General features: G+C 50.9%; 10 protein-coding genes and 1 tRNA gene. 1 reads left to right on the top strand and 10 read right to left on the bottom strand.

What is annotated here, in order from left to right; genetic code table 11:
* Nucleotides 1-87 precede the first annotated feature (87 nt).
* The gene (uvrA, locus tag DL94_RS0108145) at nucleotides 88-2,916 is read right to left on the bottom strand and encodes an excinuclease ABC subunit UvrA (protein WP_028129739.1); all 2,829 of its coding nucleotides are present in this window, start codon (nucleotides 2,914-2,916) and stop codon (nucleotides 88-90) included.
* A gap of 172 nt (nucleotides 2,917-3,088) precedes the next feature.
* On the opposite strand from uvrA, the gene bioB reads away from it, so the two are divergent.
* Nucleotides 3,089-4,054: a biotin synthase BioB gene (bioB, locus tag DL94_RS0108140; RefSeq protein ID WP_028129738.1), complete on the top strand. Its 966-nt coding sequence runs from the start codon at nucleotides 3,089-3,091 to the stop codon at nucleotides 4,052-4,054.
* A gap of 688 nt (nucleotides 4,055-4,742) precedes the next feature.
* Here bioB and uvrB read toward each other — a convergent pair.
* The 9 genes from uvrB to dnaG all read right to left on the bottom strand — a co-directional run bounded on the left by uvrB (nucleotide 4,743) and on the right by dnaG (nucleotide 16,268).
* Nucleotides 4,743-6,785, bottom strand: a complete 2,043-nt coding sequence (gene uvrB / locus DL94_RS0108135; protein ID WP_028129737.1) for an excinuclease ABC subunit UvrB — start codon at nucleotides 6,783-6,785, stop codon at nucleotides 4,743-4,745.
* 59 nt (nucleotides 6,786-6,844) lie between these two features.
* Nucleotides 6,845-7,927: an HD-GYP domain-containing protein gene (locus DL94_RS0108130; RefSeq protein WP_028129736.1), complete on the bottom strand. Its 1,083-nt coding sequence runs from the start codon at nucleotides 7,925-7,927 to the stop codon at nucleotides 6,845-6,847.
* Between the two features lie 148 nt (nucleotides 7,928-8,075).
* On the bottom strand, nucleotides 8,076-10,550 hold the full coding sequence (gene leuS / locus DL94_RS0108125) for a leucine--tRNA ligase (RefSeq protein ID WP_028129735.1): 2,475 nt from the start codon (nucleotides 10,548-10,550) through the stop codon (nucleotides 8,076-8,078).
* A 72-nt stretch (nucleotides 10,551-10,622) separates the two neighbouring features.
* A complete protein-coding gene (locus DL94_RS0108120) occupies nucleotides 10,623-11,552 on the bottom strand; it encodes a YitT family protein (RefSeq protein WP_037371607.1) in 930 nt (309 codons plus the stop codon).
* Between the two features lie 36 nt (nucleotides 11,553-11,588).
* Nucleotides 11,589-12,392 (bottom strand): Nif3-like dinuclear metal center hexameric protein, encoded by an 804-nt coding sequence (locus tag DL94_RS0108115; RefSeq protein WP_028129733.1) that lies wholly within the window; start codon nucleotides 12,390-12,392, stop codon nucleotides 11,589-11,591.
* The gene (locus DL94_RS0108110; protein ID WP_028129732.1) at nucleotides 12,386-13,075 is read right to left on the bottom strand and encodes a tRNA (adenine(22)-N(1))-methyltransferase; all 690 of its coding nucleotides are present in this window, start codon (nucleotides 13,073-13,075) and stop codon (nucleotides 12,386-12,388) included. The genes DL94_RS0108115 and DL94_RS0108110 overlap by 7 nt, the downstream gene beginning before the upstream one ends.
* Nucleotides 13,076-13,139: 64 nt before the next feature.
* Nucleotides 13,140-13,215: transfer RNA gene (locus DL94_RS0108105), tRNA-Asn, on the bottom strand.
* Nucleotides 13,216-13,287: 72 nt separating this feature from the next.
* Nucleotides 13,288-14,424 (bottom strand): RNA polymerase sigma factor RpoD, encoded by a 1,137-nt coding sequence (gene rpoD, locus DL94_RS0108100; protein ID WP_028129731.1) that lies wholly within the window; start codon nucleotides 14,422-14,424, stop codon nucleotides 13,288-13,290.
* Nucleotides 14,425-14,465: 41 nt separating this feature from the next.
* A complete protein-coding gene (gene dnaG, locus DL94_RS0108095) occupies nucleotides 14,466-16,268 on the bottom strand; it encodes a DNA primase (RefSeq protein WP_028129730.1) in 1,803 nt (600 codons plus the stop codon).
* Between the last annotated feature and the right edge of the window lie 70 nt (nucleotides 16,269-16,338).

The following is a 16,338-nucleotide window of genomic DNA, read 5'->3' as shown; positions in this document are numbered from 1 at the left end:
CTTGAATGTACCTAATCCTTCTATTTGTTATATCGTACAAACAAGTGAAACATTAAGCGCGTTTACTCACAACACGGATATTAGATATTATACGTTCTTTTCCTCCAACAGCGGTTTGAGGAATTTGCCTGTATAGGAAAGCGGCACTTTGACTATATCTTCCGGCCGGCCTGTCGCCACAATCGTGCCGCCCTTGTCTCCGCCTTCCGGGCCCAGGTCAATTATATAATCAGCCGTCTTAATCACATCAAGGTTGTGCTCAATGACCACCACGGTATCACCGCCATCTACGAGCCTTTGCAAAATGCCCAGCAGCTTGTGAATATCCGCCGAATGCAGGCCGGTTGTCGGCTCATCCAGAATATAAAGTGTCTTGCCTGTACTGCGCCGCGACAATTCCGTGGCCAATTTCACACGCTGTGCCTCACCGCCGGAAAGCGTTGTCGCCGGCTGCCCCAGCTTAATATAGCCCAGCCCTACATCCTGAATGACCTGTAGTTTGCGGGCAATCTTCGGCACATTGGCAAAGAAAGCCACGGCCTCATCAATGGTCATGTCCAGCACATCGGCAATGGTCTTGCCTTTGTAGCGGACTTCAAGTGTTTCCCGGTTATACCGTGCGCCCTTGCAGACTTCACAGGGCACATAGACGTCGGGCAGGAAGTGCATTTCGATTTTCAAAATGCCATCACCCTTGCAGGCCTCACAGCGGCCGCCTTTCACATTGAAACTGAACCGCCCGGCCTTATAGCCCCTGACCTTGGACTCGCTGGTCATGCTGAACAGTTCCCGGATAGCGTCGAACACCCCGGTGTAAGTAGCCGGGTTGGAACGGGGCGTACGGCCAATAGGCTGCTGGTCGATATCAATAATCTTATCGATATGCTCCAGGCCCTTGATTTTTTTATGTTTCCCCGGTTTACCCTTGGCATGGTACAAACGTGAGGCAATGCCTTTAAACAGAATCTCATTGACCAGCGTACTCTTGCCTGAACCGGATACACCTGTGACCAGGGTAAGCGTGCCCAAGGGGAATTTTACATTGATGTCTTTGAGGTTATTTTCCCCGGCCCCCTGCACTTCCAGGAACTTGCCATTACCAGGACGGCGCCGTGCCGGTACCGGTATAAACTTTTTCCGGGATAAATACTGGCCTGTCACCGACTCCGGCACCTGCATGATTTCCTGCGCCGTACCCTGGGCTACCACCTGGCCGCCATGTTCGCCGGCACCCGGGCCTATATCAATGATATGGTCTGCGGCATACATGGTATCTTCATCATGCTCTACCACCAGCAAAGTGTTGCCTAAATCCCGCAGATTTTTCAAAGTTTCCAGCAGCCGGTTATTGTCGCGCTGATGCAGGCCGATACTCGGTTCATCAAGTACATAAAGCACACCCTGCAAGCCCGAACCAATCTGCGTAGCCAGTCTTATGCGCTGGGCCTCACCGCCGGAAAGCGTACCTGCAGCCCGCGAAAGTGTCAGGTAATCCAAACCGACATTTAAAAGAAAGTTCAGGCGCGCATGAATTTCTTTCAGAATCTGCCGGGCAATTTTGGCCTCGCGTTTGTTTAAATCCAGATTCTGGAAAAACACTTCCGCCTCGCGGATATTCAGCTGGGTGACTTCACTGATATTTTTGCCGCCCACCAGTACCGATAATGTTTCCGGTTTCAAACGGGCACCATGACAGGCGGAGCAGGGAATCTCCGTCATGTAATTTTCATAGGACTCCCGCATTTCATCAGAATCCGTTTCATGATAACGGCGCGAGAGCAGGGGCATTACACCTTCAAACTCCACGTTGTATTCCTTGTTTTCACCAAACATATTGGTGTAATAAAAACGGAATTTTTCATCTTTCGCCCCGTATAAAAGCACCTTTTGCGTTTTCTTGTCCAAATCCTTCCACGGTGTATTAAGGTCACAGCCATAATCACGCAGTACAGCCTCCATGGCACACATGGCATAGGAATGAGGATTCTTGGACAAGGGCGCAAATACGCCATCGCCCACCGACAATTTCGGATCAGGAATCACCAAATCCTCATCGAACTCCATATGGCTGCCCAGCCCCATACAAACAGGACAGGCCCCGTAAGGATTATTAAAAGAAAACATGCGTGGCGTGATTTCCGGCAGACTGATACCGCAGTCCACACAGGCAAAGTTTTCGCTGAACATCAACAGTTCACCATCAACCACCTGTACATAGACCACGCCGTCCCCCAGTTTCAAGGCTGTTTCCAGGGAATCTGCCAGCCGCTGGTCCATGCCTTCCCGTACCACCAGACGGTCCACCACTACTTCAATGGTATGTTTTTTATTTTTTTCCAGATTGATATCATCGTTAATGTCAAAAATTTCCCCATCGATACGCACACGGACATAGCCCTCATGACGGATATGGTCGAGAATTTTTCGATGCTCGCCCTTCTTGCCTCGTACCACCTGTGCCATAATCAGCAATTTAGTGCGCTCCGGCAGTTCTTTTATCTGGTCCACCATCTGGTCCACGGTCTGCTGGGTAATGGGCTTGCCGCATTTAGGACAGTGCGGCCGTCCGGCGCGGGCAAAAAGCAGGCGCAGGTAATCGTAAATCTCCGTCACCGTCCCGACCGTCGAACGGGGATTATGACTGGTGGTCTTCTGGTCAATGGAGATTGCCGGGGACAGCCCGTCAATATTGTCCACGTCCGGCTTATCCATCTGCCCCAAAAACTGCCGGGCATAAGAGGACAAGGATTCCACATAACGCCGCTGCCCTTCCGCATACACAGTATCAAAGGCCAGCGAAGATTTGCCCGAACCTGACAATCCTGTAACCACTACGAGTTTATCCCGGGGAATATCCACATTGATATTTTTTAAGTTGTGGGCTCTGGCCCCCTTGATTTTTATATATTGTTCCATGAAAATACCTCTTTCACGCAATCACAATCACTTTTATTGTAAAATAGTTTATTACAACGAAACCCTTATGTCAATTTGACAATCCGCTTAGTAAACCTTTATACATTTATTTGTTGACAATAACCAAGCAATCGTATATCTTAAAAATATCACTAACAAAGGATATGATGATATGACAACACAACTGCACGACTTGGAAAAAGAAATCCTGCAAGGCTATCGCCTTTCGCGGCAGGACGATTTAAACTGGCTGATTATCGCCCCGCTTGATGACCTGCTGGCCTGCGCCGGCAGACTGCAAAAACATTTTTGCGGCAATCACGTGGATTTATGTACCATTATCAACGGGCGCAGCGGCCGCTGCAGTGAGGACTGCAAGTACTGTGCCCAGGCAGCCTGCCACCATACCGGCGTTGATGAATACGCCTTCCTGCCGGCAGAAGAAATTCTGCATAGTGCCCAAGCTAACGAACAGGCCGGCGTAAACCGCTTTGCCATTGTCACCTCCGGCCGGGCGCTTGGTGGTGAGGAATTTGAGCAGGCCCTCCAAGCCTATGAAAAAATGTTTGCGACATTAAAGATTGACCTCTGTGCCTCGCATGGCATACTAAATCGGCAGCAGTTCCAGCGGCTCAGAGCTGCCGGGGTAAAAAGCTATCATCATAATATCGAAACCTCACGCCGCTATTTCCCCCATATCTGTACCACTCACAGCTATGATGACCGTATCAACACCATCCGCCTGGCTCAGTCAGAAGGCCTTGATGTTTGTTCCGGCGGCATTATCGGTATGGGGGAAACCTGGGAAGACAGGCTCGATATGGCCCTTAGTCTGGCCGAACTGCATATAAAGTCCATTCCGATAAATGCCCTGATGGCAATAAAAGGCACCGGCATGGAAGGACAGCCGCCTCTGCCGGCAGAAGATATCCTCCGCACCGTAGCCATCTTCCGCCTCATCAATCCCGAGGCCAATATCCGCCTGGCCGCCGGCCGCAAACTCCTCCCCGAAAACGGCGCTACCGCCTTCCAGTCCGGAGCCTCGGCCTCCATCACCGGCAACATGCTCACCACCTCCGGCACCACCATCAAAGAAGACCTCGCCCTGCTGGAAAAATTGGGGCTTACCAACAAATAAATCCGCAAAAATCAGCTCACACATATAAATTGCAATTTGACAGTTAATGAGTTCTTAAAAATATCCCGTTAATATGTGCATGGGGTTCACGGGGTAGTAATTTTTCTGCCTCCGCTGAACGACACACCTCGCTAAAAAGAACTGTCCAGTTACCTGCGCCGGGCAGGCCAACGGCGCTCCTTTCAGCGTAGGTGCTTAGCTGCGTACTACAGTGTGCCGGCCTTCGCTGCGCTCAGGCAGTCGCTCCCCGCATAAAAATCACTACCCCGTTCGCCCCCGGCAAGGCCTGTACAATTGGCACGAACTCGTTGCTCCCGTTACAAGAACATCGATGTTCTTGTTCCCTGTCACTGCGAAATAATTCTTTTAAACGGACGACGCTTAGGGCGGAGGTGGTGATGCTTTTCGCAGTGGAACGACTGTCCGAACGCAGTGAGGACTGGCCCACAAACAACAGTTTCTAGAAACCGAGATGAACAATCGCGCCGACTGCTTGCCGGCGCATGTTACTAGAAAAGTACATACTTTTGCTGGTGGGCCATTCAGTGAAACAGCGAAAAGTATTACCACATCCACCTCACTGAGCTGTAACAAATAAAAATAAGCACGCACTAACCAACAAACTGCAATTTATCAAAGCCCCCATAAGCCAGATTTCTTCTTCCGGCTTATGGGGGCTTTTCCCTGCTCACTTTCCTTTGCCCTGCGGCAATGTCCCATCCAATTCCAGTATCATATCGCGCAGTTCAGCAGCCCGCTCGAACTCCAGCGCCCTGGACGCCTGCTGCATTTCGCGCAGCAGGGTTTTAACCAGATTTTCCTTATCCTTTTTGTTGAGTTTCTTTTTCTTCCGCCCCTCACCTGCCGTATATCCGGCAGCGGACTCAGCCACCAAAGTAGTTTCTATCAGTGGCTTAATCGGCTTAATAATAGTCTTGGGCACAATCCCATGTTCTTTATTATAAGCCTGCTGAATTTCCCGGCGGCGTTCCGTTTCGTCCATGGCCCGTTTCATGGAATCCGTAATTCTGTCGGCGTACATGATTACCCGGCCGTTGGCATTACGGGCAGCACGGCCGATTATCTGAATCAGGGATGTATCCGAGCGCAGGAAACCTTCCTTGTCGGCATCGAGAATCGCAATCAGGGAAACCTCCGGCATATCCAGGCCCTCACGCAAGAGATTTATGCCTACGAGTACATCAAACTCCCCGGCCCGTAAATCATGAATGATTTCCGCCCGTTCGATGGTAGCAATGTCCGAATGCAGATAACGCACCTTCACGCCGGCCTCTTTGAGATAATCCGTCAGATTTTCTGCCATTTTCTTGGTCAGCGTGGTGACCAGCACACGCTCATTGCGCTCAATACGCAGGCGGATTTCCGTCAGCAAATCATCAATCTGACCTTCCAGCGGACGCACCTCGATTTCCGGGTCCACCAGGCCCGTGGGGCGGATTACCTGCTGGGCAATCTGCTGCGCCTGTTCCTGTTCATACTTTCCTGGCGTAGCCGATACATAGATAATCTGATTTATCCGGGCCGCAAATTCCTCAAAAGTCAGCGGACGATTGTCAAAGGCTGAGGGCAGGCGGAAACCATTTTCCACAAGTGACACCTTGCGGCTCCTGTCCCCGGCGTACATCGCGTGCACCTGGGGCAGGGTTACATGAGACTCGTCCACCACAATCAGAAAGTCCTCCGGGAAATAATCGAGCAGTGTATATGGTGCCTCCCCGGCCTTTCTATGTGTTAAATGCCGGGAGTAGTTTTCAATCCCGGAACAGTAACCCATTTCCTGCATCATTTCCAAATCGTAATTCGTGCGCTGTTCTATGCGCTGTGCCTCCAGCAGCTTGCCATTTTCCCGAAACAATTTCAGCTGCTCATCCAGCTCGTTCCGGATATCCTGCATGGCAATTTTCATATCCTCGTCTTCCGTGACATAGTGTGATGCCGGGAATACCATCAAATGCGTGCGTTCACCGTAAACCTCGCCGGTCACCACATCGTATTCCACCATACGGTCGATTTCATCACCAAAGAGTTCTATGCGCACAGCCCGGTTATTATAGCCGGCCGGAAATACCTCGACAACGTCGCCGCGTACCCGGAACCGGCCGCGTTCAAAGGCAATATCATTGCGCTCATAGCGCATTTGTACCAGCTTATGCAGGATATCATCACGCGGCACTTCCTGCCCCTTGTGCAGGGACAGCACCATTTCATGATAGCTTTCCGGAGAGCCCAGGCCGTAAATGCAGGACACTGAGGCCACGATAATCACGTCGCGCCGCTCAAACAGGGAACAGGTAGCGGAATGACGCAGCTCATCGATTTCATCATTGATGGAACTGTCCTTTTCAATATAGGTATCAGTTGAGGCAATATAGGCCTCCGGCTGATAATAATCATAGTAGCTGACGAAATAGCCCACATAATTTTCCGGAAAAAACGCCTTGAACTCACTGGCCAGCTGTGCCGCCAGCGTCTTATTATGCGCAATGACCAGCGTCGGCTTTTGCACTTTTTCAATGACCTTGGCTATGGTGTAGGTCTTGCCTGTGCCGGTAGCCCCGAGCAAAACCTGCGCCTGCTGGCCATTTTCTATGCCGGCGGCCAGGTCGGCAATAGCCTGCGGCTGGTCACCCATCGGCTCAAACGGTGCCACGACCTTAAACGGCGTTTCCTTATCAAACTGCATGGTATTTAACTTCGGCACCATAGCCATAGTGAATCCTCCTATAACAAAGCCGCCCCCACATGGGGACGGCTGCCTTTTATTTTAACTTATCCCATAACCTCATTGGCCGTCAGAATGCACGTCACTTTTATATCACGTCTCTGCCCCAGGTCAATGAACTCGCCCCCGGCAGTCTGCACAACCGGCAGGGAGCGCACACGGCTTTCATCCAGGTACACAATCCGGCCTTTATCGCCATTGCTCAGGCCTACCCAGTTACCATTCAAGGCATGGCACAGATGTTTGATGAATAACACACCATACTCCGTATCCAGCTTGCCATCCAGAATATCGTCATACAAGGTTGAAAATACGTCAAAGGGAGATTTGCGCTTGGCAAAGACGCGGTCACTGGCCATGGCATCATAAATATCCAAAATAGCCAGTATCTTGCCAAACTTGGAAATCTTATCTCCCTTTAAGCCGTTGGGATAGCCAGAACCATCGCAGCGTTCATGGTGCTGCAACACGCCCTGCATAATATCCTGATTCGCATTCATCGTCGTCTGCGACAGCATATCATAGCCAAACTGCGCATGTTTTTTCACCATTTCAAACTCGCTGTCGGTAAGGCTGCCCTGTTTTTCCAAAATCTCGCGGGGAACACGCAGCTTACCGATATCCAGAAAGAGGCCGGCAATAACCAGATTGTACTGGTCGAGTACCGACATGCCCAGCCACTTGGCCATAAGTCCGGCCAAAATCCCTACATGCAGGCAATGATGTATCAGATATGAACCGCTTTGCTCCATGTTATGAATCTGGGACACAGCCTTGGCCCCATCACTTAGTTCCGTGAAGTTTTTCTCATCCATAATAGACTGCAAATCCGCAGCATTAAACTCACCGCGCTCTGCCAATCCCGTAAAGAGAACACTGAGCTTATCATAAACTTCATTGTAGCAGTTGGTATAACTGTCGTCCAGCAGATGTTCCTTGCCTGGTATTTCTCCGTGAGTTTCTTCTTCTTCGATATATACGGCAAAAATTGGTCTGTCAAGCAGGCCATAAATCATTTCCTTAGTCAGATTCGTGCCCGTACCAATAAGTATCTGGTCGTTTTCATCCATGATATCACGGCCAACCCGCATCCCCGAGCGCAGATTCTCAACTGCGTATACCTTCAACATCAGCCATCATCCTCCCTAATCCCAGCTTTTGCATAATTAAATATTGATTCTTATCATTATTCCCATTATAGCATACAATAGTACAAATCGCTACATATAAATACACAGGCAAGGTATTTTTCACCCTTGCCTGCATTTATCAGCCATATTATTTTACTACGATATTAACAAGTTTCTTCGGAACACAGATAACCTTGACAATAGTCTTGCCTGCAGTGAGCTCCTTAGCCCGGGGCAATTCCTTGACAGCCTCTTCCATCGCAGCTCTGTCAATATCTGCCGGCAGGGTGATTCTATCCCTTACCTTGCCGTTAATCTGCAGCACGATTTCAATTTCGGCCAGTTTCGTGGCCTCTTCTTCAAACGCTGGCCACTGCTGCTGATGCACGCTGCCCTCACCGAAGAGATTATGCCAGAGTTCTTCCGTAATATGCGGTGCAAACGGAGCCAGCATCTTCACGAGGCTGCCAGCGAACTCTCTGGCCAGACCGGCATTGAGTTCCTTATCCTGGAATACATACGCCGCATTGACCAGTTCCATAATTGAGGAAATAGCCGTATTGAACATAAAGCGGTCGCGAATATCCTCCGTAACCTTTTTGATGGTCACATGGAGTACACGGCGCAGTTCTTTTTCTTCCTTGGTCAGCGCGGACACATCGTAGTCGTCCTTGCCGGCCTTGACCATATCCTCAAAGTGGTCGAGGATACGCCATACACGGCCTAAGAAACGGAAAGCACCTTCCACGCCCTGGTCGCTCCACTCGAGGTCACGGTCAGCCGGAGCCGCAAACAGGATAAACAGACGGGCGGTATCAGCGCCGTACTTGGCGATGATTTCTTCCGGGGAAACAACATTGCCCTTGGACTTACTCATCTTGGAGCCGTCTTTCAGAACCATGCCCTGCGTAAGCAGATTGGCAAACGGTTCGTCAAAGTCTACGAGGCCGGCATCATGGAGCACCTTCGTAAAGAAACGCGAGTACAGGAGGTGCAGGATAGCATGCTCGATACCGCCGATATACTGGTCAACCGGAGCCCAGTAATTGACTTTTTCCTTGTCAAACGGTGCCTGGTCATTTTTCGGGTCAGTATAGCGCAGGTAATACCAGGAAGAACAGATAAAGGTATCCATGGTATCCGTTTCACGCTTGGCATCAGCACCACACTGCGGGCACTTGCAGTTGACAAAGGCCTCGCTGGTAGCCAATGGCGACAGCGCACCACTGTCGAAGGACACGTCTTCCGGCAGTCTGACCGGCAGGTCTTTTTCCGGCACGAGCACTTCACCGCAATGCGGGCAGTGGATAACCGGAATCGGTGCGCCCCAGTAACGCTGACGGGAAATCAGCCAGTCACGCAGGCGGTAGTTAACTTTACGCTTACCAAAGCCCTGCGCCTCAGCTTCATCGATAATGCCGCTCATGGCTTTGTGGATTTCCATGCCGGTAAATTTGCCGGAGTTAACCAGTACACCGTCCTTATCCGTATAAGCAGCGTCCATTTCCTCGAGCTTGAGTTCCTTGTCCTTCGGCTGCAGCGTCAGGATAATGGGCAGGTCGTACTTCTTGGCAAACATCCAGTCGCGCTGGTCACCGGAGGGCACGCCCATAACAGCGCCGGTACCATAATCAGCCAGCACGTAGTTGGTCACCCAAAGCTGAGCCTTGTTGCCGTTGAACGGATTGATAGCATAAACGCCGGTAAAGATACCTTCCTTCTCCGACTCACTGGAAGTACGTTCCATTTCCGACTGATTGCGGACTTTATCACAGAAAGCCTTGATTTCCGCAGCTTTCGGGTTGTTTTCGCAGATTTTTTCCACGAGCGGATTTTCGGCAGCCAGAGCCACGAAAGTAATACCATAAGCCGTATCGGGACGGGTGGTGTAGACGGAAAGTTTCTCATCCAGTCCTTCTACAGGCATCTCGAATTCGAGGCCTTCACTGCGGCCAATCCAGTTGTCCTGCATGGTCTTAACACGCTCCGGCCAGCCTTTGAGCTTATCAAGGTCTTTTAAGAGCACATCGGCATAATCCGTGATTTTCAGGAACCACTGGGACAGGTCCTTCTTCTGTACTTCAGAGTCACAGCGCCAGCACTTGCCGTCGATAACCTGCTCGTTAGCCAGTACCGTACCGCAGGTATCGCACCAGTTTACGGACGCCTTTTTCTTGTATGCCAGCCCCTTCTTGTAGAAGAGTTCAAAGAGCCACTGCGTCCACTTGTAGTATTCCGGGCTGCAGGTGATAGCCTCCCTGTCCCAGTCATAGGACAGGCCCATGGAACGCTGCTGGCGTTTCATGTTCTCGATATTGCTGTACGTCCAATCCGCAGGCTTGACATTATTCTTGATGGCTGCATTTTCCGCCGGCATACCGAAGGAGTCAAAGCCCATGGGATGCAGGACATTAAAGCCCTCCATGGTCTTATAACGGGCCATCACATCACCGATGGAGTAATTGCGGACATGTCCCATATGCAGATTGCCGGAAGGATACGGGAACATCTCCAGCGCATAATACTTCGGACGGTTCGCGTCCATCTCTGTTTTAAAGGCAGCATCTTTTTCCCATTTATCCTGCCATTTCTTTTCTATCTCCTGGGGTGAATACTTATCCAAGCCTATCTCCTCCTAATAATGTTCACAATTAGGTGTATTATACCGTAACTGGGGCAAAATCGCAACCATTGGTCAGATATGTCCGCCAGTAAGCTCCTTATGTCTTTTCTGTTCTTCCTGCCACTTGGCACGGGCGTCCTCATACGTCTCACATTCCAGGGTAAAGCCCTTGCCGGAAACCTCCGAGGTATCCGACACAATCATAAAGGCCTGCCGGTCATAATGGTCAACGATGGCCTTGACGCGGCTGACCTGCGTAAGACGTACCACAATGAACAAAATATCCTTGTGTTCCTGCGCAAAACCGCCCTTCCCTTCCAGGAAGGTCACGCCGCGATGGACATTTTCCATGATGTCCTGACAGATTTGCTCCGCCGCCGGCGACACGATAAAAATCGATTTTTCGCGGTTGAGTCCGGCAGCCACACGATTGGTCAGCTCCGCCGTAACGTAAATGGACACCAGCGTATACAAGGCCTCATCAATGTTAAACATCCAGGCCGAGGACATGACGATGATGAAATTCATCAGGAATATCACCGTGCCCATATCCACGGAATAAAACTTTTTGACCACGGCCCCCACTACATCAAGGCCGCCGGTATTGGCATTGGCCCGAAAGATAATACCAAAGCCTATGCCTGCCATCACACCACCGAAAATGGCATTGAGCATGCCGTCCTGCGTGATGTTCCAGTCCACCAGAAAATGCGTAGCATCCAGAATCAGGGACAGTACCACCGTTCCCACCACTGTATCCCAGGCATACAGCCGGCCAAACACCTTATAGGCCAGATACAGTATCGGCAGATTGTAGACTATGTTCTGCATACCTACCGGCAGGTCCGTCAGATAGTAGATAATCAGGGCAATACCGCTGATACCTCCGGTGAGAAGGTGCGCCGGTATAATAAAAAGATTAAAGCCCAGGCAGACAATCAGCGCGCCCAGTGTAATCTGGATATAACGTACGGTCTGCTTTCGCAATTCATTCTTTGTCATATTTTTGCTCTAAAACTTTCTCTGCATTTTTTGTCATCACATGATTTGGAAAAAGTCCGTAGACTCCCTGTCAGCGATAACTTCCACGTCATATTCCGCCAGCTCCTGGGAAAGTTTTTCCCTGAGAACTTCCACCACGGGGAACTCCGTGGCAAAATGACCGGCGTCAATAACGTGCATCCCCAGCTCCACGGCCTGCTGGGCCTCATGGTATTTTACATCACCGGTAACGTAGGCGTCAGCCCCCATAAAGGCGGCCTTTTGAATAAATTCTGCACCGCTGCCGCTGCATAAAGCCACCTTGCGCACAGCCCGTTTGCCGGCATTAACCAGACGCACATGACTGGCAGGCAGAGCATCGCGCACCTGCCGGGCAAAATCCTCCACCGCCATGGGTGCCGGCAAGGTACCCATACGGCCCAGACTTTCCACCGTACCGTCCTCAGCCTGCGAGGTAATAACAAACGTGGACAACTTTTCCAGACCAATCGCTGTCGCCAGAACATCATTAACGCCGCCCACAGCGATATCAAGATTTGTATGTGCTGCGGCCACGGCTATATCGTGCTTCAACAGCTGCTGCAGCCGTGCTCCCAGCGGCAGGTCCGTGCGGATTTTTTTCAGGCCTTTAAATATCAAAGGATGGTGAGCCACTATCATATCGGCCTCACAGGCAATGGCCTGCTCGACCACTGCGTCACTGACATCCAGGCATACCAGAATACGCCGCACATTTTGCTTAAAGGAACCGACCAACAGCCCGGGATTATCCCAGTCCTCGGCCAGCCGTTTCGGAGCCAGCCGTTCTATGGCATCCATCACCACTTGGCATTTTACCATTTCAGCCGTCCCTCCAATGACCTTACCAGACGTTTTACCCGGGCAAAACGTTTATCACCCTTAGCCCGGTCACTTTTCTCCATGCCGTTAATAATCCGGCGCTGCTGGAAAAGCAGGGCCTCAATATGATTACGCAGCAGCGGCGGTTTTTTCTGCCACAGCTTTGGTCCCACCAGCAAATCCAACGGCCCCGGCTTTTTCCGGCTGCCTTTCTCCGCCTTGATGACCTCGTAGATACGCCCATCAGCAATGACGAGATTCTCATCACTGATATGCCAGGCATTATCATAGAGCCATTCGCGCAATTCTGCGGCACCGTTCATGGGCTGCAGCACCAGCGTCCCCAAGGCCGCAGTCACCTCCGGCTGCGCCTCGAGTATCGAGGCTATCAGTACACCGCCCATACCGGCTATGCACACCGTATCCACTTCACCGGGCTGTAAAACCGCCAGGCCGTCACCTAACCGCACGGCAATCTGGTTTTCCATCAGCGCCTGCTCTTTCACCGTGCGTATCGCAGCCTCATAGGGGCCGCGATTCTTGTCACCAGCCACTACAAAGGCCGCTTTGCCCTGCTGAATAAGTGCTGCCGCCAGATAGCCGTGGTCCGTGCCAATATCTGCAGCCCGGCAGCCCTCCGGCACGAAATCAGCCAGGGCTTGCAATCTTTCATCTAAATGCATAAGGATGCCTCCTTTAATCATAAGAAAAAGGGTGTAACCATTACGTTACACCCTTGAGTATACATGGCTCCCCGAGCGGGACTCGAACCTGCGACATATGGATTAACAGTCCACCGTTCTACCAACTGAACTATCGGGGAATATACATCGATGCCTACGCACCAACAGGGATAATTATATTAAACAGAATCTTTAATGTCAAGGAAATGTTATTAGTCCAGGAAGTCCTTGAGCTTGCGGCTGCGGCTGGGATGACGCAGTTTGCGCAGGGCCTTGGCCTCAATCTGGCGGATACGCTCACGGGTAACACCAAAGTTCTGGCCGACCTCTTCCAAAGTACGGGCGCGGCCATCGTCCAGACCAAAACGCAGGCGCAGAACTTTTTCCTCACGCGGCGTCAAAGTGTCCAGAACTTCCTCGAGCTGTTCCTTCAGGAGCATGAAGGACGCCGCGTCAGCCGGTGCCGGTGCATCCTGGTCCTCGATGAAGTCACCGAGATGGGAATCTTCTTCTTCACCGATAGGCGTTTCCAAGGATACAGGCTCCTGGGCAATCTTCATGATTTCCCGGACGCGCTCTACGCTGATATCCATCTCCTTGGCGATTTCTTCCGGCGACGGTTCACGTCCCAGCTGCTGCAGGAGCTGACGGGACACGCGAATCAGCTTATTGATGGTCTCTACCATATGCACAGGGATACGGATAGTACGCGCCTGGTCTGCAATGGCACGGGTAATGGCCTGACGAATCCACCACGTAGCATAGGTACTGAACTTATAGCCCTTGGTGTAGTCAAACTTTTCCACAGCCTTAATAAGGCCCAGATTGCCCTCCTGAATCAAATCCAGGAACAGCATACCACGGCCCACATAGCGCTTGGCAATGCTTACTACCAGTCGCAGATTGGCCTCTGCCAGACGTTTCTGGGCGATTTCATCGCCGTCCTGCATGCGCTTGGCCAATGCCACTTCTTCATCAGCTGTGAGCAGGGGCACACGGCCGATTTCTTTAAGGTACATGCGTACCGGGTCATCAATGCTGATACCTTCGGGCACAGAGAGGTCAATCTCCACGTCCTCGGTCTCCTTATCATCTATTTCATCGTCAACAGTATCCACATTGCTGGAATCATCAACAATTTCGATACCCTGCTGACTGAACGTGTCATACATACGGTCGATTTCGTCCGGTGAAAGGTCTTCCTGCTGCAAGGCTTCCACAAGTTCGCCATACGTTAATGTACCGCCATTCTTCGCACCTTTGGCCAATAAATTTTCCACAATCTCCGAACTGTGGTTCTTACTGCCAGCCTCAGCCTGAACGCTTATCTTCTTCTTAGCCTCAGCCATTCAGAATTCCCCTTTCCACGACTTCATAACTCCATACAAATTCACTCAAATTGCAACTCTTCCATTTCACTTTTTATTTTTTTTGCTTCGTTTAACTCCGCAATATAGGCGGTGTTGCCAGCCTGCAGATACTCCTCCGCCAGCCGGGCATGCCGCGTGTAACAGGCATTTAAATATGCGTGACGCAATACCCGTATGGCGTCGTTATATGCATCAGCTTCGTTTCTGTTGCCTAAATCCTCCACCAGTGCCCGGGACAGTTCGGCCATTGCTGCCTCACTTATTTTTTCCGCAGCCTGTACTTCATTAGGATTCTGCCTGCTTGCCGCTAATTCCTGCAAGTAAAGCAAAACTTCTCGCTGATTGTCATCTGCAATACTATCCAGGGGTACCATTGTCTGTAAATGGATTAAAATCCCCATATCCTGCCAGGCCATACGCAAAACAATGCGTCCAGCCCGTTTCAGAGCTGAATCCACCTGCCTGGTTGCCTGCCGGATAGGTGTGCTGGCCACAGCTCCCTCCTCCGGCATTTGCGGATTGCGGCCATACCGCCGCAGTTCCTCCTGAATAATGCCTTCTTCCAAAAGCAACGCACTGGACAATTTTTTTTGATACTCAATAACTACAGCTGATTCGCGAATGCCGGCCAAAACCGGCAGCATAGCATGAAGTGCCTTTACCTTGCCTTCCAGCGTATCGTGATTGATATGCTTTAGCACATACTGCAGCCGGTATTCCACCAGCGGCAGGGCTTTTTGCACCAGTTCCTGAAAGGCCTGTGCCCCATGCTTACGAATAAATTCATCCGGATCCTTGCCATCCGGCACCACAATCACGCGCACCGTTGCCCCGGAATCCCGGACAATGGACAGCGCCCGGATAGTAGCCTTTTGCCCGGCCTCATCACTGTCGTAACAGAAATAAATTGCCGGTGCATAACGCATAATCAGCTTGCAGTGCTCTGCTGTAAAAGCCGTGCCCAGCGATGCCACCACATTACGGATTCCGGCACTGAATACAGAAATCGCGTCCATGTAGCCTTCCACGACTATGGCATAGCCGGCCTTGCTTATAGCCCGATGCGAGCGGTCCAAGCCAAAAAGAAGTCTACGCTTATTAAATAAGATAGTTTCCGGAGTATTGAGGTACTTCGGCGTACTGTCATCCAGCACGCGGCCGCCAAAACCGACGACACGTCCCCGTTCATCAGCTATCGGTATGATAACCCGGTGCCGAAAACGGTCATAAATCCCCTGGCTGTTCTTGCGCTCCGCAGCCAGCCCGGCCTCCAACAGGAACTCTTCTTTAACCCCGCGTTTTACAAAGGCTGTGGACAGTTTATCCCATGCCTCGGGGGCATAGCCTAACTTAAACTCTTCAATCGTCTCCGGCGAAATACTTCTCTTGGCAAAATATGCCTTACCGGGCTCACCGAGTTTTGTCAGCGTCAAACAGTTGTGAAAAAAATCCCGCGCCATTTCATTGACCTTGCGCAGGTCAGCTTTTTGCTGGTCACGGGCCAGTTCCTGTGGGGTACGCTGCCGCTGGGGCAGGGGAATACCTAGCTTTTCTGCCTGAAGCTTAATCGCCTCGAAATACGTGACATTTTCAATCAATGATATAAACTTGAAAACATTTCCACCTGCATGGCAGCCAAAGCAATAAAAAAAACCTTTATCCGGTACCACGGAAAAAGACGGCGTCTTTTCACCATGGAAAGGGCAGCAGCCCCAATAGCGGTTGCCCTTTTTTTTCAGGGAAACATAGGTCTGCACAACCTGCAGGATATCTGACTGAGCACGAACCTGCTCAACAAATTCATCCAATTGTTCATTGCGCATGACCTAACCCCTTACCAGATAACCAATATCCCGTTACTAACTATAACAAGCATGCTGTATACTATTCGTG

Source organism: Selenomonas sp. AE3005 (assembly GCF_000686945.1).
In the GTDB taxonomy this organism is placed as follows: Bacteria; Bacillota; Negativicutes; order Selenomonadales; family Selenomonadaceae; genus Selenomonas_A.
This window is presented reverse-complemented; position numbering and strand designations above follow the sequence as displayed.